17 protein-coding genes are annotated in these 20,673 nt (G+C 72.2%); 9 read left to right on the top strand and 8 right to left on the bottom strand.

The genetic code is table 11. The annotated features are described in order from the left end of the window. Positions 1-7: 7 nt before the first annotated feature. The gene (locus ACZ4WQ_RS06105; RefSeq protein WP_361182824.1) at positions 8-862 is read right to left on the bottom strand and encodes a helix-turn-helix domain-containing protein; all 855 of its coding nucleotides are present in this window, start codon (positions 860-862) and stop codon (positions 8-10) included. A 142-nt stretch (positions 863-1,004) separates the two neighbouring features. Between ACZ4WQ_RS06105 and ACZ4WQ_RS06110 the strand changes: the two genes are divergently transcribed. Then, positions 1,005-1,541: an ATP-binding protein gene (locus ACZ4WQ_RS06110; protein ID WP_398369204.1), complete on the top strand. Its 537-nt coding sequence runs from the start codon at positions 1,005-1,007 to the stop codon at positions 1,539-1,541. Between the two features lie 233 nt (positions 1,542-1,774). On the opposite strand, the gene speB is transcribed toward ACZ4WQ_RS06110, so the two are convergent. Then, positions 1,775-2,758 carry an agmatinase gene (gene speB, locus ACZ4WQ_RS06115; protein WP_311729689.1) on the bottom strand — a complete coding sequence of 328 codons (984 nt, stop codon included), beginning with the start codon at positions 2,756-2,758 and terminating at the stop codon, positions 1,775-1,777. A gap of 350 nt (positions 2,759-3,108) precedes the next feature. Between speB and ACZ4WQ_RS06120 the strand changes: the two genes are divergently transcribed. The 3 genes from ACZ4WQ_RS06120 (at position 3,109) to ACZ4WQ_RS06130 (ending at position 5,833) form a co-directional block, all read left to right on the top strand. Then, a complete protein-coding gene (locus ACZ4WQ_RS06120) occupies positions 3,109-3,312 on the top strand; it encodes a cold-shock protein (RefSeq protein WP_311729690.1) in 204 nt (67 codons plus the stop codon). Between the two features lie 169 nt (positions 3,313-3,481). Next, positions 3,482-4,966: a DEAD/DEAH box helicase gene (locus ACZ4WQ_RS06125; protein ID WP_398369201.1), complete on the top strand. Its 1,485-nt coding sequence runs from the start codon at positions 3,482-3,484 to the stop codon at positions 4,964-4,966. 66 nt (positions 4,967-5,032) lie between these two features. Further along, positions 5,033-5,833 (top strand): phosphatase, encoded by an 801-nt coding sequence (locus ACZ4WQ_RS06130; RefSeq protein ID WP_311729692.1) that lies wholly within the window; start codon positions 5,033-5,035, stop codon positions 5,831-5,833. Between the two features lie 36 nt (positions 5,834-5,869). Here the strand turns inward: ACZ4WQ_RS06130 and ACZ4WQ_RS06135 are convergent, their stop codons facing one another. From ACZ4WQ_RS06135 to ACZ4WQ_RS06145, 3 genes are all read right to left on the bottom strand, one after another. Then, positions 5,870-6,796, bottom strand: coding sequence for an acyl-CoA thioesterase (locus ACZ4WQ_RS06135; RefSeq protein WP_311729693.1), 927 nt, complete (start codon positions 6,794-6,796; stop codon positions 5,870-5,872). A 55-nt stretch (positions 6,797-6,851) separates the two neighbouring features. Continuing rightward, complete coding sequence (locus tag ACZ4WQ_RS06140) at positions 6,852-8,009, bottom strand: acyl-CoA dehydrogenase family protein (protein ID WP_398369198.1); 1,158 nt, start codon at positions 8,007-8,009, stop codon at positions 6,852-6,854. Between the two features lie 107 nt (positions 8,010-8,116). Further along, positions 8,117-8,782, bottom strand: a complete 666-nt coding sequence (locus ACZ4WQ_RS06145) for an SACE_7040 family transcriptional regulator (RefSeq protein ID WP_398369196.1) — start codon at positions 8,780-8,782, stop codon at positions 8,117-8,119. A gap of 95 nt (positions 8,783-8,877) precedes the next feature. Here ACZ4WQ_RS06145 and ACZ4WQ_RS06150 point away from each other — a divergent pair, with 95 nt between their 5' ends. From ACZ4WQ_RS06150 to ACZ4WQ_RS06165, 4 genes are read left to right on the top strand one after another with little or no spacing between them, the layout of a single operon-like run. Further along, positions 8,878-10,530, top strand: coding sequence for a carboxyl transferase domain-containing protein (locus ACZ4WQ_RS06150; protein WP_311729696.1), 1,653 nt, complete (start codon positions 8,878-8,880; stop codon positions 10,528-10,530). 30 nt (positions 10,531-10,560) lie between these two features. Further along, complete coding sequence (locus tag ACZ4WQ_RS06155; RefSeq protein ID WP_398369194.1) at positions 10,561-12,651, top strand: acetyl/propionyl/methylcrotonyl-CoA carboxylase subunit alpha; 2,091 nt, start codon at positions 10,561-10,563, stop codon at positions 12,649-12,651. Further along, entirely contained in the window at positions 12,651-13,595 is a 945-nt protein-coding gene (locus ACZ4WQ_RS06160; RefSeq protein WP_468022077.1) for a hydroxymethylglutaryl-CoA lyase, read from the top strand. The genes ACZ4WQ_RS06155 and ACZ4WQ_RS06160 overlap by 1 nt, the downstream gene beginning before the upstream one ends. A 3-nt stretch (positions 13,596-13,598) precedes the next feature. Then, on the top strand, positions 13,599-14,765 hold the full coding sequence (locus ACZ4WQ_RS06165; protein WP_385340691.1) for an acyl-CoA dehydrogenase family protein: 1,167 nt from the start codon (positions 13,599-13,601) through the stop codon (positions 14,763-14,765). A gap of 40 nt (positions 14,766-14,805) precedes the next feature. Here ACZ4WQ_RS06165 and ACZ4WQ_RS06170 read toward each other — a convergent pair whose 3' ends face one another. Continuing rightward, positions 14,806-16,443 carry a beta-N-acetylhexosaminidase gene (locus ACZ4WQ_RS06170; protein WP_398369191.1) on the bottom strand — a complete coding sequence of 546 codons (1,638 nt, stop codon included), beginning with the start codon at positions 16,441-16,443 and terminating at the stop codon, positions 14,806-14,808. A gap of 127 nt (positions 16,444-16,570) precedes the next feature. Here ACZ4WQ_RS06170 and ACZ4WQ_RS06175 point away from each other — a divergent pair, with 127 nt between their 5' ends. Beyond that, complete coding sequence (locus ACZ4WQ_RS06175) at positions 16,571-17,485, top strand: DUF4429 domain-containing protein (protein WP_398369189.1); 915 nt, start codon at positions 16,571-16,573, stop codon at positions 17,483-17,485. A 42-nt stretch (positions 17,486-17,527) separates the two neighbouring features. Here the strand turns inward: ACZ4WQ_RS06175 and ACZ4WQ_RS06180 are convergent, their stop codons facing one another. Continuing rightward, on the bottom strand, positions 17,528-19,126 hold the full coding sequence (locus ACZ4WQ_RS06180; protein WP_398369187.1) for a S41 family peptidase: 1,599 nt from the start codon (positions 19,124-19,126) through the stop codon (positions 17,528-17,530). A 92-nt stretch (positions 19,127-19,218) separates the two neighbouring features. Next, entirely contained in the window at positions 19,219-20,523 is a 1,305-nt protein-coding gene (locus tag ACZ4WQ_RS06185) for a sensor histidine kinase (RefSeq protein WP_398369185.1), read from the bottom strand. Positions 20,524-20,673 lie beyond the last annotated feature (150 nt).

Raw genomic sequence — 20,673 nt, forward strand, 5'->3', positions numbered from 1 at the left:
ACGCCTCTCACAGTTCTCGCGCGATGTGATGAACGAGTTGCCGCGATTCTTCCGTACTGAGCGCCATGCTCTCAGCCTTGTCGAGCAGCTTTCGATACCTCTGAAGCTCGGCCTCGGTGTCCAGGAAGTGTCCCCCGACGATGTTGTCCACCTGAACCGTGTCCAGACGGGGAACCGTCGTAGCGGCGTAGGCGATTTGGTCGGTGGTCTCGACGAAGTGTTCGTTCGTGAAAGGGACAACGCGCACGGTGACGACGTCGCATCCGGACACCTCCACCAGATGCTCAAGCTGCGCGCGAGCTACCTTGCGGCCGCCGAACCGCATACGCAGCGCAGCCTCGTGAATCGTCGCCGTCAGTCGCACCGGCTCCTCGCGCATCAGGATCGCCTGCCGCCTCATGCGGTGCTCAACCCTCGCGTCGATCTCCTCGGTCGGCAGCTCGTAAACAACGCCCCGGAAGAGAGCCCGCGCGTAGTCCTCGATCTGAAGCAGACCCGGGATCACCATCGCCTGCATGGACCTGACGTACACCGCATGGTGTTCCATCTCGGCGACATCCAGAAAGCCCGGTGCAAGGATTCCGCGATACTCGTCCCACCAGAACTGCCCCCGCCGCTCCTCGGCGATGGCGCACAGCGCGTCGACCAACGCGGCGTCAGCGCACGCATAGAAGGTGGCGAGCCGGCGGATGCGCTCGCCGCTGATCCCGATCCGGCCCGCTTCGATGTTGCTCACTCTGGCCTGGTCGACGCCGAGCAGCGCCGCGGTCTCCCGGGCGGTCCGGCCCGCTCGCTCCCGCATTCTCCGCAGCTCGGACCCGAGGCGCATCTGTCGAACCGTCGGAGTGTCCCTTGGGGGCATTGGCCGTCACAGTCCTTCCTTCTCCACCACCCACATGAGTGAGACACGGAGAAAAACCTTGTACCGGCACAGAGTTTATCCATACCGTCTGTGATCGTACCGCTACCGATATGACACGCGCGCGGCGCCGGAAGGGACCACCATGGCAGAGCTGCCACCCCAACTCCTCACCGAGGCAACGGAACCGGCCCACCGCTACCGACTCCGCGCCCCCAACATCCCCGAAACCGCCGAAGTGGCCCGCGACATGGTCGCGGGCCTGCTGGCGGCCACCGGCCACCCCGCCCTCGTCGAGACCGCGCGCCTCCTGGTCAGCGAGGTCGTCGCAAACGTCCACCTGCACACCAAGGTGCCGCTGCTCTCGCTCGAAGCGACGATCCGGGGCCACCGACTCCACGTGTCCGTACGGGACGACGACCCCAACGGCGCCCCCTGGCCACCCGAACCCCGCACCCCCGAGGCGGAGGCCGACGCCGAGCACGGGCGTGGGCTGCTGCTGGTGCAGGCGTGTGCGGACGCCTGGGGGACGGTGTGGCATGGCGGGATCCAGCGCACCGGCAAGAGCGTGTGGTTCTCGCTGTCCGACACCCCGGGCCCGCCGACACCGGCGGCGACGACCGTCACCTCGGCGGGACACGGGGGAACTTCGCCCGCAGCCAGTGGCGCGCCTGATCGTTGAGCTTCAGATGCCATTGGACGAAGCCGCACGCGGCACAGACAAAGGCCGCGAACCTGGACTGCTTCGACGTGATGCCACCGGGCTTGTAGATGCGGAGCTGCCCGCTGATCTCCGCTTGGTGGATCTCCTGGCTGCCGCAAGAAGCACACCGGCCGTGTTTCAAGTCCTCGATCGCCATGCGGCCCGACGCTATTACCTGCTACCTGCCGTCGCCGAACCACACCCGCCAGGCGTCACGCGCCGCCGGAAGCGCGCCCCGCCGCGATCTGGCGGGCCATGATCGTGGTGAGCTCGTACGCCGTGTGGGAGGCGGCGACGGAGGTGATCTCGGCGTGGTCATAGGCCGGGGCGACCTCGACGACGTCGGCGGAGACCAGGTGGCAGGAGGCCAGGCCGCGCAGGATCTCCAGGAGCTCGCGGGAGGTGAGGCCGCCCGCCTCGGGGGTGCCGGTGCCGGGGGCGTGGGCGGGGTCGAGGACGTCGATGTCGATGGAGATGTAGAGGGGGCGGTCGCCGATGCGCTCGCGCAGCTGCTGGGCGACCTCGTCCACGCCGCGCCGCATGACGTCGGCGGAGGTGACGATCCCGAAGCCCATCTTGGCGTCGTCGTCCAGGTCCCGCTTTCCGTAGAGGGGGCCGCGCGTCCCGACGTGCGAGAGGGCGGAGGTGTCGAGGATGCCCTCCTCGACGGCCCGGCGGAAGGGCGTGCCGTGGGTGTATTCGGCGCCGAAGTAGGTGTCCCAGGTGTCCAGGTGGGCGTCGAAGTGGAGGAGGGCGACCGGGCCGTGCTTGCGGGCGACGGCGCGCAGCAGGGGCAGGGCGATGGTGTGGTCGCCGCCGAGGGTCATCAGGCGGGCGCCGGTGGCGAGCAGGTCGTCGGCGGCGGCCTGGACGGTCTCGACGGCCTCGTTGATGTTGAAGGGGTTCGCGGCGATGTCACCGGCGTCCGCGACCTGGGCGAGGGCGAAGGGGGACGCGTCCTGGGCCGGGTTGTAGGGGCGCAGCAGCCGGGACGCCTCGCGGATGGCGTTGCCGCCGAAGCGGGCGCCGGGGCGGTACGAGACGCCGCTGTCGAAGGGCACGCCGACCACGGCGACGTCCGCCGCGCCGCCGACCTCGTCGACGCGCGGGAGCCGGGCGAAGGTGGCGGGGCCCGCGTAGCGGGGGACGCGGGAGGAGTCGACGGGGCCGAGGGGGCGGCGGTCTGCTGTGGTCATGGCTCAGAGGGTAGGCAGGCCGGGCATCCCGGCACATGTACGTTCCCGATGATCACGGCCGCCGTTTTGGACGCCACGTCCATGTCCCGCCCCGTTTTGGCGACGCGCTGCCGGCCCGCGGCCCGATGCGGACGCGCAGAATCACACGGCGTGGCTCCCCCGCCCGGGTACCACACGTGCTAGCGTGTTAGCAGTTGCAGTTTTGGTACCCATGAACGTTATGTGCGCCTGACGAGTATGTAGCGATCAGGCGCATTTTGTTTTTCCGGTCATTCCGGATGGGGTCATTGCGGCGACGCGGAATCCGTAAGGTTCGGATTTCGGTTCTGCACCTGTCAAAGGAGAATGACATGGCGACTGGCACCGTGAAGTGGTTCAACGCGGAAAAGGGCTTCGGCTTCATCGAGCAGGACGGCGGCGGCGCCGACGTCTTCGCCCACTACTCGAACATCGCCACCCAGGGCTTCCGCGAGCTCCACGAGGGCCAGAAGGTCTCGTTCGACGTCACGCAGGGCCAGAAGGGCCCGCAGGCCGAGAACATCGTGCCCGCCTGACGTAGTACACAGTGAGTGAGCCGGGGCCCGCGCCCGAAAGGGTGCGGGCCCCGGCTCGCGCCTGCCCGTCACCCATTTCGCTCTCCGGCACGTTCTGCATTCTTTCGTCCCCGGGATCATCCCCGCTGAGGAGTCCCCCTCGAAACGCGCCGTACGAGGAAGGCTCCGCATGAACCGCCCCGCCCGCTCGTCCCGCAGCGCCTCGCCCCGCAGTGCCTCGTCCCGCAGCGCTTCCTCGCGCAGCGCCTCGTCCCGCAGCGCCTCCGCGCGCCCCCGCAACCGTCGCACATCCCCCGCGCCCGCCCCCATACCGGCCGACGGGAACGAGTTCGCCCTGCCGCCGAGCACCACCCCGCTGCTGCCCGCCGTCGACTCCTTCACCGAGCTGGACCTGCCGGACGGGATCGCCGCCGAGCTGGCGCGCCAGGGCGTGACCGTGCCCTTCCCGATCCAGGCGGCCGCGCTCCCCAACGCGCTCGCCGGGCGCGATGTCCTGGGCCGTGGACGGACCGGCTCCGGCAAGACCCTGGCCTTCGGCCTGGCCCTGCTGGCCCGTACCGCCGGGCAGCGCGCCGAACCCCGCCACCCGCTGGCCCTGGTCCTGGTGCCCACCCGGGAGCTGGCCCAGCAGGTCACCGACGCGCTCACCCCGTACGCCAGGCCGCTGCGGCTGCGCGCGGCCACCGTGGTCGGCGGGATGTCGATCGGCCGCCAGGCGGGCGCGCTGCGCGACGGCGCCGAGGTGGTCATAGCCACCCCGGGACGGCTTCACGATCTGATCGAACGCGGCGACTGCCACCTGGACCAGGTGCGCGTCACGGTTCTGGACGAGGCCGACCAGATGGCCGACATGGGCTTCCTCCCCCAGGTGACCCGGCTGTTGCGGCAGGTCCCGGCCGACGGTCAGCGCATGCTGTTCTCGGCGACCCTCGACCACAACGTCGGCCAGCTGGTGCGCCGCTTCCTCGACGATCCGGCCGTGCACTCGGTCGACGCCTCCGCGGGCGCCGTCACCACGATGGAGCACCATGTGCTGCACATCGCGGACACCGACAAGCGCACCGTCGTCACCCGGGTGGCCGCCCGCGACGGCCGCGTCATCATGTTCCTGGACACCAAGCGCGCGGTGGACCGGCTGACCAAGCATCTGCTGGCCAGCGGGGTGCGGGCGGCGGCGCTGCACGGCGGCAAGTCCCAGCCGCAGCGCACCCGGACGCTGGACTACTTCAAGACCGGCCATGTCAGCGTGCTGGTGGCCACGAATGTCGCCGCCCGGGGCATCCACGTCGACGACCTCGATCTCGTCGTCAACGTCGACCCGCCGGCCGACCACAAGGACTATCTGCACCGCGGCGGCCGCACCGCCCGCGCGGGCGGCTCGGGCACCGTTGTCACGCTGGTCCTGCCCGACCAGCGCCGTGCGATGAACGGCCTGATGACGGACGCGGGCATCTCCCCGCACATCACCCGGGTCCACTCCGAGGACGCGGAGCTGGCCCGGATCACCGGCGCGCAGGCCCCCTCGGGTGTCCCCGTCACCATCAGCGCACCGGCCCCGGATCAGGCGGCCCCGGGCGCCGGCGGGCAGCGCCGGGGCCGTGGCCGGCGGCGCGGCCGCCGGGCGGGGGCGTCCCGGCCGAGGTCGGCATCATGATCCTGTCAGGGCCCGCACCTCGGTAGTCGCCCCCATTTCCTCGCGTCAGGGGCGACAATAGGCCCCATGCCGATACCCAGCTCCGTGCCCGGCCGGGCCGAACTGATCGACCACCTGGTCCGTACTCGCATCGCCGGCGACGTCGCCACGCCCAGAGACAACAACCTCTCCCACTACCGCAAGCTCGCGAACGGCGACCGCCACTACTGGCTGGGTCTGGAGCTGGGCGACCGCTGGGCCGATGAACAGGACGTGCTGGCGGTCATGGCGGAGCGCTGCGGCGTGGTCGACGACCCGCAGCACCGGATGGGGCAGGACACCATCGACCCCGAGCTCACGGTCGGGGCGCTGGACCGGATGGCCTCGGTGCTGCGCAAGGCGGCCGAGGCGAAGGAGCGGGTGCTGTTCGCCACCGGGCACCCGGGCGGGCTGCTGGAGGTGCACCGCTCCACGGCGGCGGCGCTGCGGGCCGCGGGGTGCGAGATCGTGGAGATCCCGGGCGGCCTGGAGGCGGACGAGGGGTACGTCTTCCAGTTCTGCGACGTGGCGATGCTGGAGCGCGGCGCGACGCTGTGGCACACCCACTCCCCCGCCCCGATGGCCGCGATCCTGGACGGGCTGGAGCGGGAGGGGCGGCCACTGCCCGATCTGGTGGTCGCCGACCACGGCTGGGCGGGGTGCGCGGGGCAGCGGGGCATCGACGCGGTGGGGTACGCGGACTGCAACGACCCGGCGCTGTTCCTCGGCGAGGCGGAGGGCACGCTCCAGGTGGTGGTGCCGCTGGACGACCATGTCACCAACCCGCGGTTCTACGACCCGATGGTCGCCTATCTGCTGGACGCGGCGGGGCTCACGGCCCGGTTCTGACCCGAGCGGGCCCGAACCGGACCCCAGGGCCCGTCGTCAACGGGGGCGCGGGACGCGCATGACGCCTTCCTGGATCACCGAGACCGCCAGCTGACCGTCGGCGGTGAAGATACGACCCTTGGCCAGGCCCCTCCCACCGGACGCGGAGGGGCTCTCCTGGTCGTACAGGAGCCACTCGTCCGCGCGGAACGGGCGGTGGAACCACATGGCGTGGTCCAGGCTGGCGCCGACGATGTCGCCGACCACCCAGCCGCCGCGGCCGTGGGCGAGCAGCACCGAGTCCAGCAGCGTCATGTCGGAGACGTAGGTGACCAGGCAGATGTGCATCAGGGGGTCGTCGGCGACACCGTCCAGTTTGCCGTTCGTCCGGAACCAAACCTGCGACTTCGGCTCGCGCGGCTGCCCCACGCTCGCGTACGGCGGCGCGTCCACGTACCGCAGGTCGATCGCGCCCCGCGCCTCCAGCATCCGCTCGATCACGCTCGGGCCGCTGAAGAGGTGCGCGTACCGGGGCAGCAGTTCCTCGCCCGCCGGGAGGGTGAGCGGGTCGGGCACCTCGGGCATCGGCTCCTGGTGCTCGAGCCCCTCCTCGTGGCGCTGGAAGGACGCCGAGAGGTGGAAGATCGGCCGGCCGTGCTGGACCGCGACCACCCGGCGGGTGGTGAAGGAGAAGCCGTCGCGGATGCGGTCGACGGTGTAGACGATGGGCACGTTCGGGTCGCCGGGGCGCAGGAAGTAGGAGTGCAGCGAGTGCGCCGGGCGGTCGGCCGGGACGGTACGGCCGGCCGCGATCAGGGCCTGGGCGGCGACCTGGCCGCCGAAGACGCGCGGCACCAGGGGTGCCGCGCCGCTGGTGCCGCGGAAGATGTCCTCGTCGATCCGCTCGAGGTCGAGCAGATCCAGCAGGTTCTGGAGCGCGCTGGGCGATGCGCCCCGCGGTGCTCCTTGTGGTGCTTCGTTCATGGTTTAAGGAGTTTTGCAGACCAAGATGGCTCGGGTCTTACAGGTCTTGCGGGGCTCAAAGGCCCATCGACTTCGCGACGATGGACCGCATGACCTCGCTGGTGCCGCCGTAGATGCGGGTGACGCGGGTGTCCGCGTACAGCCGGGCGATGGGGTACTCCATCATGTAGCCGTAACCGCCGTGCAGCTGGAGGCACTTGTCGATCACGACGGCCGCGCGCTCGGTGGTGAAGAGCTTCGCGGAGGCGGCGTCGGCGGCGGTGAGCTCGCCGGCGTCGTGCGCCTCCAGGGCCCGGTCGACGACCGCCTGCATCGCGTCCACCTCGGACTTGCAGTCGGCGAGCGCGAACTTGGTGTTCTGGAAGGACGCCACCGTCTTGCCGAAGATCGTACGGTCCGCCACATACGCCTTGGCGAACTCGACGGCCGCCGCGGCCTGCGCGTAGGCGCTGACGGCGATGCCCAGGCGCTCCTGCGGGAGGTTGTGGGCGAGGTACTCGAACGCCCGGCCCTCCTCGCCCAGCAGGTCCCGGGCCGGCACCCTGACGTCGGTGAAGGACAGCTCGGCGGTGTCGGAGGTCTTCAGGCCCAGCTTCTCCAGCTTGCGGCCGACCGCGTAGCCCTCGCTCCTGGTGTCGACGACGAGGATGGATATGCCGCCGCGGCGGTCCTCGGGGGTGGCGGGGGCGGTGCGGGCGCAGACCAGGACGCGGTCGGCGAGCACGCCGCCGGTGATGAAGGTCTTGGCGCCGTTGAGGACGTAGTGCGTGCCGTCCTCGGACAGCTTGGCGGTGGTCTTCATGCCCGCCAGGTCGGAGCCGGTGCCCGGCTCGGTCATGGCGATGGCGGTCATCAGGTCGCCGGAGACGAACGGGGGCAGCCAGCGCCGCTTCTGCTCCTCGGTGGCGTACTTGAGGAGGTACGGCAGGCACAGCGCGGTGTGCACGCCGCTGCCGCCGAAGCTGACCCCGGCCCGGGCGGTCTCCTCGGTGATGATCGCGTTGAACTTGAAGCTGGTCTCGCCCGCGCCGCCGTACTCCTCGGGCACCTCGATGCCGAAGATGCCCAGCTCGCCGAGTTTCTTGTAGAACGCGCGCGGGGCCTGGCCGGCCTCCCGCCACTCCTCGTAGTACGGCACGACCTCGGCGGCGATGAAGTCGCGGATGGTCTCCCGGAACGCCTCGTGGTCCTCGTTGAACACCGTGCGGCGCATCTGCGGCGGCCTCCTCGGTCAGCTGGCTAAGCGCTTGCTCAGCGAAAGCTACCGGCCGGTCGGCCGCCTGTCCAGGCCTGTCCGCCCCCGCCCGGCGGGCCCGCGGCTCAGGCCCCGGACCCGGCTTCGGACCGGGCTTCGGATCCGGCTTCGCCCCCGGCGTCCGGAGCGCCCCCGTCCGCCGCGGCGCTGAAGGCGCCGAGCGCCAGGCGGTGCAGCAGCTCGGCGGCGGCCGCGCGGCCCGGGAGGGTGCCGGGGCGACTGAGGTGCGGGGTGGAGTTGAGCAGGCCGAACACGGCGTGGACGCACACCCGCGCCTCGGGCTCGGCGAGCCGCGGATGGACCTCGCGCACCACCTGGACCCACAGCTCGACGTACTGCCGCTGGAGCGAGCGCACCAGCTTGCGGTCGGTGTCCCGGAGCCGGTCCAGCTCGCGGTCGTGGAGGATGATCAGCGGGCGGTCGTCGAGGGCGAAGTCGATATGGCTCCGGACCAGCGAGTCCAGTACCGCGGCCGGGTCCCGCTCCCGCTCCGAGGCCTCGGCGGCGCGCTGCTTGCCGCCCGCCAGGAGCCGGCCGCTGATGCCGACCAGCAGCTCGGCCAGCATGGCCTCCTTGCCCGCGAAGTGGCGGTAGAGGCCCGGTCCGCTGATGCCGACCGCCGCGCCTATCTCGTCGACGCCGACGCCGTGGAAGCCGCGCTCGGCGAACAGGCGCGCCGCCTCCTTCAGGATCTGCTCGCGGCGGGTGGGGGCAGGGGCTTGCGTGCTCATGGAAGAGATTCTAGACAGCGGCGTTAGTGGTCGTTAACCTGGCAGGGATGGGTTAACGCTCATTAACCGGACCACGAGCAAGGGAGCCCGTAGTCATGGAGCAGGCACCGGTGCTGGGCAGCGCCGCCGATCCGGCGTCCGACGCCTGGGCGGCCAATGAGGCCGCGCACCGCGAGCTGGCCGCGCGGCTGCGCGAGAAGCTGGCCGCGGCGCGGCTGGGCGGCGGCGAAAAGGCGCGGGCGCGGCACACCGCGCGCGGCAAGCTGCTCCCCCGCGACCGGGTCGACACCGTGCTGGACGCGGGCTCGCCGTTCCTGGAGCTGGCCCCGCTCGCGGCCGACGGGATGTACGGCGGCCAGGCCCCGGCGGCGGGCGTGATCGCGGGGATCGGGCGAGTGGCGGGCCGCGAGGTGGTCGTGATCGCCAATGACGCCACGGTCAAGGGCGGCACCTACTACCCGATGACGGTCAAGAAGCATCTGCGCGCCCAGGAGGTCGCGCTGGAGAATCGCCTGCCGTGCGTGTATCTGGTCGACTCCGGAGGAGCCTTCCTGCCCATGCAGGACGAGGTCTTCCCCGACCGGGACCACTTCGGCCGGATCTTCTACAACCAGGCGCGGATGTCGGGCGCCGGCATCCCGCAGATCGCGGCGGTGCTCGGGTCCTGCACAGCGGGCGGGGCGTATGTCCCGGCGATGAGCGACGAGGCGGTCATCGTGCGCGGGCAGGGCACCATCTTCCTGGGCGGGCCGCCGCTGGTGAAGGCGGCGACGGGCGAGGTCGTCACGGCCGAGGAGCTGGGCGGCGGCGAGGTCCACTCCAAGGTCTCCGGCGTCACCGACCACCTCGCGGAGAGCGACGCCCACGCCCTGCGCATCGTCCGCACGATCGTCTCGACGCTCCCCGCGCCCCTGCCCGCGCGCGGGGAGCTGCCGTGGCAGGTGACACCCTCCGAGGAGCCCGCGGTCGACCCGGCGGGGCTCTACGGGGCGGTGCCGGTCGACTCGCGCACGCCGTACGACGTGCGCGAGGTGATCGCGCGGGTGGTGGACGGCTCGCGGTTCGCCGAGTTCAAGGCCGAGTTCGGCACGACCCTGGTGACGGGCTTCGCGCACATCATGGGCCATCCGGTGGGCATCGTCGCCAACAACGGCATCCTGTTCTCCGAATCGGCCCAGAAGGGCGCCCATTTCATCGAGTTGTGCGACCAGCGCGGCATCCCGCTGGTGTTCCTTCAGAACATCTCGGGCTTCATGGTCGGCCGCAGCTATGAGGCGGGCGGCATCGCCAAGCACGGCGCCAAGATGGTCACCGCCGTGGCCTGCACCCGCGTGCCCAAGCTCACGGTCGTCGTCGGCGGCTCGTACGGCGCGGGCAACTACTCGATGTGCGGGCGCGCCTATTCGCCGCGCTTCCTGTGGATGTGGCCGAACGCGAAGATCTCGGTGATGGGCGGCGAGCAGGCGGCCTCCGTGCTGGCCACCGTCAAGCGCGACCAGCTGGAGGCGCGCGGCGAGGAGTGGCCGGCGGACGAGGAGGAGGCGTTCCGGGCGCCGATCCGCGAGCAGTACGAGACCCAGGGAAACGCCTACTACGCGACGGCGCGGCTGTGGGACGACGGCGTGATCGACCCCCTGGAGACCCGCACGGTGCTGGGCCTCGCCCTCACCGCCTGTGCGAACGCGCCGCTTCCCGGCAAGCCCGGCCAGGATCCCGTGACGCCCGGCTTCGGCGTCTTCCGGATGTGAGGGACCGTGGAGCTGAAGAGTGTGAGCCCGATGTTCGAGACAGTCCTGGTGGCCAACCGCGGGGAGATCGCCGTCCGGGTGATCCGTACGCTGCGGCGGCTCGGTGTGCGCTCGGTCGCCGTGTTCAGCGACGCCGACGCCGACGCGCTGCATGTGCGCGAGGCGGACACGGCGGTCAGGCTGGGCCCGGCGAGCCCCGCCGAGAGCTATCTGTCGGCCAAGCGGCTGCTGGACGCGGCCGACCGGGCCGGCGCCCAGGCCCTGCACCCCGGCTATGGCTTCCTCGCGGAGAACGCGGCCTTCGCACGCGCCTGCACCGGCGCCGGGCTCGCCTTCATCGGCCCGCCCGCGGCCGCGATCGAGCTGATGGGCGACAAGATCCGCGCCAAGGAGAGCGTGCGGGCGGCGGGCGTGCCCGTGGTGCCCGGCTCCACGGGCAGCGCCCTGACCGACACCCAGCTCGCGGACGCCGCCCGCGAGATCGGCATGCCGGTGCTGCTCAAGCCCTCGGCGGGCGGCGGCGGCAAGGGCATGCGGCTGGTGCGGGAGGAGGCGCGGCTCGCGGATGAGATCGCGGCCGCGCGGCGCGAGGCCCGCGGCGCGTTCGGCGATGACACGCTGCTGGTCGAGCGCTGGATCGACCGCCCGCGGCACATCGAGATCCAGGTGCTGGCCGACGGCCATGGCCACGTCATCCACCTCGGTGAGCGCGAGTGCTCGTTGCAGCGCCGCCATCAGAAGATCATCGAGGAGGCGCCGAGCCCCCTTCTGGACGCCGCCACCCGGGCGGTCATGGGCGAGGCCGCGGTCCAGGCGGCGCGCTCCTGCGGCTATGTGGGCGCGGGCACGGTGGAGTTCATCGTCCCGGGCGACGACCCGGCGGCGTACTGCTTCATGGAGATGAACACCCGCCTCCAGGTCGAGCACCCGGTGACCGAGCTCATCACGGGGCTCGACCTGGTGGAGTGGCAGCTGCGGATCGCGGCCGGCGAGCATCTGCCGCTCGCCCAGGACGACATCACCTTCACCGGCCACGCCGTCGAGGCCCGCATCTGCGCGGAGACCGCCCGTATCACCGCGTCGGGCACCGTCGACTTCCTGCCCTCGGCGGGCACCGTGCTGGCGCTGTCCGAGCCGGACGGGGAGGGCCTGCGGGTCGACTCCGGGCTGGCCGTCGGCACCGAGGTCGGCACGGTGTACGACCCGATGCTCGCCAAGGTCGTCGCCCACGGCCCCGACCGCCCCACCGCCCTGCGCCGGCTGCGCGCGGCGCTGGCCCGCACCACCACCCTGGGCCTGGACACCAACACCGGCTTTCTGCGCCGCCTCGCCGCCCACCCGGCCGTGGCCTCCGGCGACCTGGACACCGGCCTCGTCGACCGCGAGGCCCCCGGCCTGGTCCCCGCCACCATCCCGGACGAGGTGTACGCGGCGGCGGCCCTGCTGCGCCAGGCGGCGCTGGAGCCGGGCGGGCCTGCCGCCATGGCCGGTTCGGGCTGGGTCGACCCGTTCTCCGTCCCGACCGGCTGGCGGCTGGGCGGCGAGCCGGCCTGGACCGTCCATGCGCTGCGGGTGCCCGGACACCCCCCGGTGACCGTCCGAGTGCGCGGCCGGGCCCATGACGCGGAGGTATGGGTGGCGGGCCCGGACGCCCCCGAGACGCCCGAGACGCCCACCGCCGACGCGACGGTCCGCGCGCGGCTCACCCTGTCCGAGGCAGGCGCCGTGGACAGGGCCGTGCTGGACTGGGGCGGCGTCACCCACACCTTCGCGTACGCCGCGCGGGGCGCCGGCCACTGGCTGGGCCGGGACGGCGACGCCTGGCAGGTCGCCGACCACGACCCGGTGGAGGCGGCGCTGCGCGGCGGGGCGGCCGGCGCCCACGCCGGGGAGCTCACCGCGCCCATGCCCGGCACGGTCACGGTGGTCAAGGCGGCCGTCGGCGACCGGGTCACCGCCGGGCAGGGGCTGGTGGTGGTCGAGGCCATGAAGATGGAGCACGTCATCTCCGCCCCGCACGACGGCACCGTCACCGAGCTCGATGTGACCCCCGGCTCCACGGTCGCCATGGACCAGCCGCTGGCCGTCGTCACCCCGCACGACACCGAGGAGCGTGAGTGATGGCCCTCCCCGACAGCCTCCCCATGACCTTCCCGGCCCCCGGGCTGCCCGCCCGGGTGCGCATCCATGAAGTGGGCCCCCGGGACGGGCTTCAGAACGAGAAGACGCTGGTCCCCGTGGCGGTGAAGGCGGAGTTCATCCGGCGGCTCGTCGAGGCGGGGCTGACCACCGTCGAGGCGACGAGCTTCGTCCACCCCAAGTGGGTGCCCCAGCTGGCCGACGCCGAGGAGCTGATGCCGCTGCTGGAGGGCACCGAGGCCCGGCTGCCCGTGCTGGTGCCGAACAAGCGCGGCCTGGAGCGCGCGTTGGCGCTCGGCGCGCGCGACGTCGCCGTCTTCGCCAGCGTCACCGAGTCCTTCGCCCGCGCCAACCTCAACCGCTCGGTGAGCGAGGTGCTGGAGATGTTCGAGCCCGTGGTCGCCGAGGCCCGCGCCGCGGGCGCCGGGGTGCGCGGCTATCTGTCGATGTGTTTCGGCGACCCGTGGGAGGGCGCGGTCCCCGTCTCGCAGACGGTCTCGGTCGCCCGCCGCCTGCTGGACATGGGGTGCGAGGAGCTGAGCCTGGGCGACACCATCGGCGTGGCCACCCCCGGCCATGTGCTGGAGCTGCTGTCCGCCCTGAGCGAGGCAAGCATCCCGGCGACCAGGCTCGCGGTCCATTTCCACGACACCTACGGCCAGGCGCTGGCCAACACCCTCGCGGCGCTTCAGTACGGCGTCACTTGCGTCGACGCCTCCGCCGGCGGCCTCGGCGGCTGCCCGTACGCGAAGAGCGCGACCGGCAATCTCGCCACCGAAGACCTGGTGTGGATGCTCGACGGCCTCGGCATCGAGACCGGGGTCGATCTGCGCCGGCTCGCCGCTACCAGCGCCTGGATGGCCCGGCATCTGGGCCGGCCGAGCCCGTCCCGTACCGTCCGCGCGCTCTCCCCGAAGGAGATCTGAGCCATGTCGACCGACCACCGCCTCTCTCCCGAGCACGAGGAACTGCGCCGCACCGTCGAGGCGTTCGCGCACGACGTGGTCGCCCCGAAGATCGGGGAGTTCTGGGAGCAGCATGAGTTCCCGTACGAGATCGTCCGCGACATGGGCCGGATGGGCCTGTTCGGGCTGCCCTTCCCCGAGGAGTACGGCGGCATGGGCGGCGACTACTTCGCGCTCTGTCTGGCCATCGAGGAGCTGGCCCGGGTGGACTCCTCCGTGGCGGTCACCCTGGAGGCGGGCGTCTCGCTGGGCGCGATGCCGATCTTCCGCTACGGCACGGAGGAGCAGAAGCGCCAGTGGCTGCCGGGCCTGTGCTCGGGCGAGTCCTTGGGCGCGTTCGGCCTGACGGAGCCCGGTGGCGGCTCCGACGCGGGCGCCACGCGCACCACCGCCCGGTTGGACGAGGCCACGAACGAGTGGGTGATCAACGGCACCAAGTGCTTCATCACCAACTCCGGCACGGACATCACCGCGCTGATCACGGTCACCGCGGTCACCGGCCGCAAGCCCGACGGCAGCCCCCGGATCTCCACGATCATCGTCCCCTCGGGCACCCCCGGCCTGACCGTCGCCGCGCCCTACTCCAAGGTCGGGTGGAACGCGTCGGACACCCGCGAACTGTCCTTCTCCGACTGCCGGGTCCCGGCGGACCATCTGCTCGGCGAGCAGGGCCGCGGCTACGCCCAGTTCCTGCGGATCCTCGACGAGGGCCGGATCGCGATCTCCGCGATGGCCACCGGCCTGGCCCAGGGCTGTGTGGACGAGTCGGTGGCCTACGCGAAGACCCGCGAGGCGTTCGGCCGCCCCATCGGCGCCAACCAGGCCATCCAGTTCAAGATCGCGGACATGGAGATGCGGGCGCATATGGCCCGGGTGGCCTGGCGGGACGCGGCCTCGCGGCTGGTGCGCGGGGAGCCGTTCAAGAAGGAGGCGTCGATCGCCAAGCTCTACTCCTCCGAGGTCGCGGTGACCAATGCGCGGGAGGCCACCCAGGTGCACGGCGGGTACGGCTTTATGAACGAGTATCCGGTGGCCCGGATGTGGCGGGACTCCAAGATCCTGGAGATCGGCGAGGGCACCAGCGAGGTCCAGCGGATGCTGATCGCCCGCGATCTGGGCCTCGCGGGCTGACCCACTCGGCCATGGCCCGTACGGCCGTGGCCCGCGCCGCTCAGCGCGTGGGCCACGGCACCTGGGGCGAGCGGTAGTAGTCGATGCCGAGCGCGTCCCAGCGCGGCCCCTGCGCGGCCAGCCGTACCCGGTACCCGGCCCAGTCGTGCGTGGCGGACGGGGACCAGCCGAGCTCGGCGATGCCCGGGAGCCGGGGGAAGGCCATGTACTCGAGGTGCGCGCTCGTCGAGAGGGTCTCCGTCCACAGCGGCGCCTCGACCCCGAGGACCGAGGACGCCGGCGCGCCCTGGATATAGGTGCCCGGGTCCCAGTCGTAGGACTGCCGGGCGTCCACCAGCCCGGCCCAGTCCTGCCCCAGCGGCGTGTCCTCGTCGTACTTCATGTCCAGGTAGGCGCGGTTGGCGGGCGAGAGGATCAGCCGGGTGCCCGCCCTGGCCGCGTCCGCGACCTCCTTCTCGCTGCCGTCCTGCCCCCAGTACTGGGCGATGGCCCCCTTCGCGGGCCGGGCGCCGGTCAGCTGATGCCAGCCGATCACCGTCTTGCCGTACTTGGCGACGATGGGCTGGACCCGGTCCATGAAGGCGACGAAGTCCTCGTGGCTGGTGGAGTGCGCCTCGTCCCCGCCGATATGGAGATAGCGGCCGGGGGTGAGCGCGGCGAGCTCCCGGATGACGTCGTCCGCGAAGTCGTACGTCACCTCCTTGGGCGCGCACAGCGAGCTGAAGCCGACCTCGGTGCCGGTGTAGAGCGGGGGTGCGACGCCGTCGCAGTTCAGCTCGGCGTAGGAGGCGAGCGCGGCGTTGGTGTGACCCGGCATGTCGATCTCGGGGACGACGGTCAGATGGCGGCTCGCCGCGTACCGCACGATCTCCCGGTAGTCGGCCTTGGTGTAGAAGCCGCCGGGCCCGCCGCCGACCTGGGTGGAGCCGCCGTAGGTCGCGAGCCTGGGCCAGGAGTCGATGGCGATCCGCCACCCCTGGTCGTCCGACAGATGCAGATGCAGGGTGTTGATCTTGTAGAGGGCGAGCTGGTCGATATAGGTCTTGACCTGGCGGACGGTGAAGAAGTGCCGGGACACATCGAGCATCGCGCCCCGGTAGGCGTAGCGCGGCACATCGGTGACGGTGCCGCCGGAGACGGTCCAGGGGCCGGGCTGCGAGGTCTTCCGCTCGACGGCGGCCGGCAGCAGCTGGCGCAGGGTCTGGACGCCGTGGAACAGGCCCGCGGGCTCGCGGGCGCTGATGGTGATCCCGCGCCGGGTCACCTCCAGCCGATAGCCCTCCGCCCCGAGGCCGCGCCCGCCGGCCGCCTCGCCGACGAGCCGCAGCCGGATGCCGTCACCGCCCCCGTGCGCGGTGACCGGCAGCCGGTACCCGGTGGAGGGGCGCAGCACGCCCGCCAGATAGTCGCCCACCTGGCGCGCCGCGCGGGAGCCGGGGGCCACCAGGATCCGGGTGCGCGGGCCGAGCGTGTACGGGGTCTCCGCGGGCCGTACGGAGGCGGGGGCGGGCACCACCCGGTCCAGCGGCACCGGTCGCACCCCGGCGGCCGTGGCGCCCGCCTCGGTGGCGCCCGCCTCGGTGGCGCCCGGTTGCGCGGCGCCGGCGGTGCCCGTACTCGCCGCCACGGCGAGCAGCAGGGAGCACAGGAGGCGGAGGCGGATCCGGCGTCGTCCCATGGCGTTCCCTTCGGCAGACGGACAAGGCGGACCAAGCGAACCAGGCGTACATCCTGCTTACCGCGCAGCCCAGTTGAGGTCAAGGTCCAGACCAATGCGTGTCTGTTCACCTGTCAGAATTCACGCCATGGCGGAAATCACCCAGCGCGATGGAACGTGGAGCTTCGACGGCGACACCGTGCGGATCGTCCCCGGCCGGGACAAGCGCGTGAACCCGGCGCGCCAGGCGCTCGGCGAACTCGCGGTGCCGCTGGAGGCGCTGGCGGGCATCGCGTACGAGCCGGGGCGCCGGACCGGGCGGCTGCGGCTGAAGCTGCGCGAGGGCGCGGACCCGCTGCTCCAGGCGGCGGGCGGCGAGCTGCCGGAGGCCGCCGACCCGTATCAGCTGCCGGTGGAGTCCGAGCGCGCGGGCGTCGCCGAGTACATGGTCGACGAGGTGCGCCAGGCCCTCCTGCTGGAGCAGGTGGACGCCGGGCCCTGCGACCGCTATCTGCTCCCGGGCCCCTCGGTGCCGCTGTCGGCCTCGGCGGGCGACGGCACGGCCTCCTTCGACGGCGAGCAGATCCGCCTGGAGTGGAACTGGAAGACCGAGCAGGCCAAGAAGTCGGGCGGGCCACGCGTCTTCCCGGTGTCGGACGTCGAGGCGGTGCAGTGGAGCCCGGCCAAGGGCCTGGAGAACGGCTACCTCCGCTTCGCCCTGTTCAAGGTCCCGACCTCGGCCCCGCCCAAGTACGACCCGTACGCCGTCGTGATGTACGGCCTCAAGAGGGACCCGCTGATGGCCCTGGTCGCGGCCGCGGTCACGGCCCGGCTGCCGCACCCCGCCGGGCCGCCGGAGCCCGCCGACGCCGTCCCGGTGGCGCTGACGAAGGATCCCGCCGCGATCGGGGCCGGGGCCGGGCAGGGCGGCGACGGGGGCGGTGACACGGATCACGACGCGCTGCTGCGCCGGCTGCGCGAGCTCGGCGAGCTGCGCAGCAACGGGGTGCTCACGGAGGAGGAGTTCACCGCCGTCAAACAGGCCGTGCTCCGCCGTTTCTGAGACTTGATCCGCAGTTCACCAGAGGCAGGGCCGCCGCGTCGGCTACGACGAGAGGATCGCTGTCGCCTTGTCGAGGGCCGGGTCCTTGCCGGTGGACACGTCCGCCGCGGTCAGCGGCGCGAAGTGGTCCGGGGGGACGCCGACACCGTCGATGATCTCGCCGTTCGCGCCGATGACGCGCTGCGACGGCAAGCGGATCAGGCTGGTGTGATCGTTGAGCGCGTACAGGCGGGCGGGGCCGGAGTTCACTCCCGCGGTGCGGGTGCCGACGAGGGCGCCCAGGTGGAGGTCCTTGACACCCGTCGCGAACACCTCGCACGCGGAGGCGCAGCCGTCGTCGGTGAGCGTGACCATGGGCAGGTGCAGCAAAGGGGTGCTGTTGTCGACGGGCTGGGGGTCGCAGTCGCCGTCGGCGTCGCAGAAGGAAACGGCCGATGCGTCGTGGACGAACGCGCCCATCAGCTTGTTGCCCTCGTCGGCGACGCCGCCGCGGTTGCCGCGCAGGTCGAAGATGATGCCGGTGAGCTTGGTGGTCGCGTTGAGGTCGTCGATGGCCTTGAGGGCTTCCTGGGCCGCGCCCGGATAGAAGGCGTCCAGGCGGACGTTGGCGATGCCGCCGGCCACCAGGGTGACGTCCACGCGCGGCTTGGGCTGCGCGGGCAGCGAGCCGGGAGTGACACGCACGCGCCGGGTCCGGTCGGTGGCGGGTCGCCGTACGGTGAGGGTCACCGGGACGCGCCGGGGATACGAGGGGTGGAGGGAGTCCACAACTCCCGGGTTGAGCTGCCCGTTGGTGAAGACCGGGACATTGTTCACCGCCTCGATGACGTCTCCGGGCTTGAGCCCGGCCGCGGCGGCGGGAGTACCGGTGCCGACCGTGGTGAGGAAGAGCGGACCGGTGAAGTCCGGGGCGGTCGCGGCCGGGGGAAGGGTTCTGTTCAGCCCGATGCCCAGGCCCCACGGGTGGGCGTCCGGCGTGGCACCCGGGCTGCCGGGACCCTGGTAGTCGGCGTGGTTGTCGTGCAAGGCCGTGAGCATCCCCTGGATCGCGGCCACGGCGAGTGAGGAGCGCAGCGCCTGGTCGTCCGGCACCGCGTCCAGCACTTCCTGGAGCCGCTTGGCGAAGAGCGGCCAGTCCTTGTCCCGGTCGCCGGTCAGCGTCGGCAGGACCGCGAACGGCTGGTCGACATCGCGTTTGCGCAGTTCCCGGACGACGGCCTGGGCGGCGTACTGGAGCAGTGGGCGGTCATCGAGCCGGGAACCGCCGTAATAGTTGTCGAAGATGCAGTAGTACGCCTGCTCCACCGTGCTGACGGAGGTCGGGGCCGGGTCCTGCGCGGGCGGCTGGGGGCTGGTCGGGTCCTGCGGTGCGCAGGCAGCGGGCCGGTCGGCCTGGTCCGGCTCTGCCGATGGGCTGGCGGACGCGGTCAGGGCGGTGACGAGCACGCTGCCCGCGAGTACGGCGATCCCGGTCGTGACCAGTACACGCCGCTGCCGCAGCAGCCCGATCCGGCGGTGGCCGAGCCTGCGGCCCGCCGACGGCGCTTGGGTGGCCGCGGGCTCGGCCGGTACGGGGTCGGTCGGCGTGGGGTCGGTCGGCGTGGGATCGGTCGGCAGCGGGTCGGCCGGTGTGTTGCTCATGCGGAGTGCTCCTGAACTCGCGTCGGTCGTGCCGTGGGCGTCGCCGCGGTCGGTGCGGCGTCGCTGACGGACGTTCTACGCGGCGGGCGGTTTCACGGCGGTTGCGTCGTCGCGGTGGGGAAGCCGACCGTGACGACCAGGCCGCCGCCGGGCCGCGGGGCGGCGGTGAGGGTGGCATCGTGGGCGGCCGCGATGGCCGAGACGATGGACAGGCCCAAGCCGAACCCCTGGGACGACGCGCCGCGGGCGCCGCTGCCGGTGCGAGCCGGGCCGAGACGCTGGAAGGGCAGGAGGATCCGCTCGACGGCGTCCGCGGGCACGTCCGGGCCGGTATTGGCGACCGTGAGGACCGCGCGGCCGGCCTGTGTGCCGGTGGTGACGTCGACCTGCCCGCCGGGCATGTTGTAGCGGATCGCGTTGTCCAGCAGATTGGCCACCAGCCGTTCGGCGAGCGCCCGGTGGCCCGAGGAGACGGCCGCGCCGGCCTGGGGGCGCAGCGTCACCTGCCGTTCGTGGGCCGCGGTGGCGCGCGCGGCCACGGCTTCCCGGGCGAGCCGGGCCAGGTCGAAGGGGTGGCGCTCGTCAAGGCCCGCGTGGCCGCGGGCCAGGGTCAGCAGCGCTTCGATGAGCCGTTCCTGCTGCCGTCCGGCGGCAAGTATCCGTTCGTGGGCCGTGCGCAGGGACTCGACGGTCGGTTCGGGGTCGGCCAGGGCGACCTGGCCCAGCACGCGCTGGCGGGCCAGCGGCGTACGCAGCTCGTGGGATGCGTTGGCGACGAACTGCCGCTGCGCTTGGAAGGAACCGTCGAGCCGGGTCAGCAGCGCGTCGAACGTGTCGCCCAGCTCCCGCAGTTCGTCCCGCGGGCCGGCCAGGGCCAGCCGCCGGTGCAAGCTGGTCGCCGAGATGTCCTGTGCGGTGGAGGTGATGGTCCGCAGCGGGCGCAGGACACGGCCAGCCACCACCCAGCCCAGCAGCACGGATGTCAGCGACATCAGGCCCAGGGCGATCCCCGACTGGACCAGCAGGGTGTGCAGCATGGCGGACTTCTGGTGGTCGACGGTCCGCTGTGCATCCTTCTGCAGGGCCGCCATGGCGGTGTCCATGGCGGCCCGGTCGCCGGGCTCGGCAGGCCGTGTCCCCTCGTTCCCGGATGCCCGGCCGGCCGGTGCGCTCGGGCTGGGGGCGGCCACGGTCACCTCCCGCTTCAGGACCATGGGCGGACGGTCGACGGCGCCGGCCACCAGGCCGTACGTGACCGCGAGCAGCGCGGCGCCGGACACCAGGAACAGCCCTCCGTACAAGGCGGTCAGCCGCAACCGTACGGTGCGGCGGGGCAGACCCGCGCGCACGATCCGGCCGGTGAGCCTGCACAGAGCGGCGGGGGCGTGGACGGGCATGTGAACGTCGCGACCTTTCGGTTGGATCCTGCGCTGTGCTCGGTCGGAGCGGCCGGCGGGCGTAGGTACCCGCGGACAGGCCAGGGAGGACCGTGTGGGAGACCGCCGAATGCGACCGCGCGACAGAACCCGGCGCTTCGCCCCCACAAC

This window comes from Streptomyces sp. NPDC028305, from assembly GCF_055569495.1.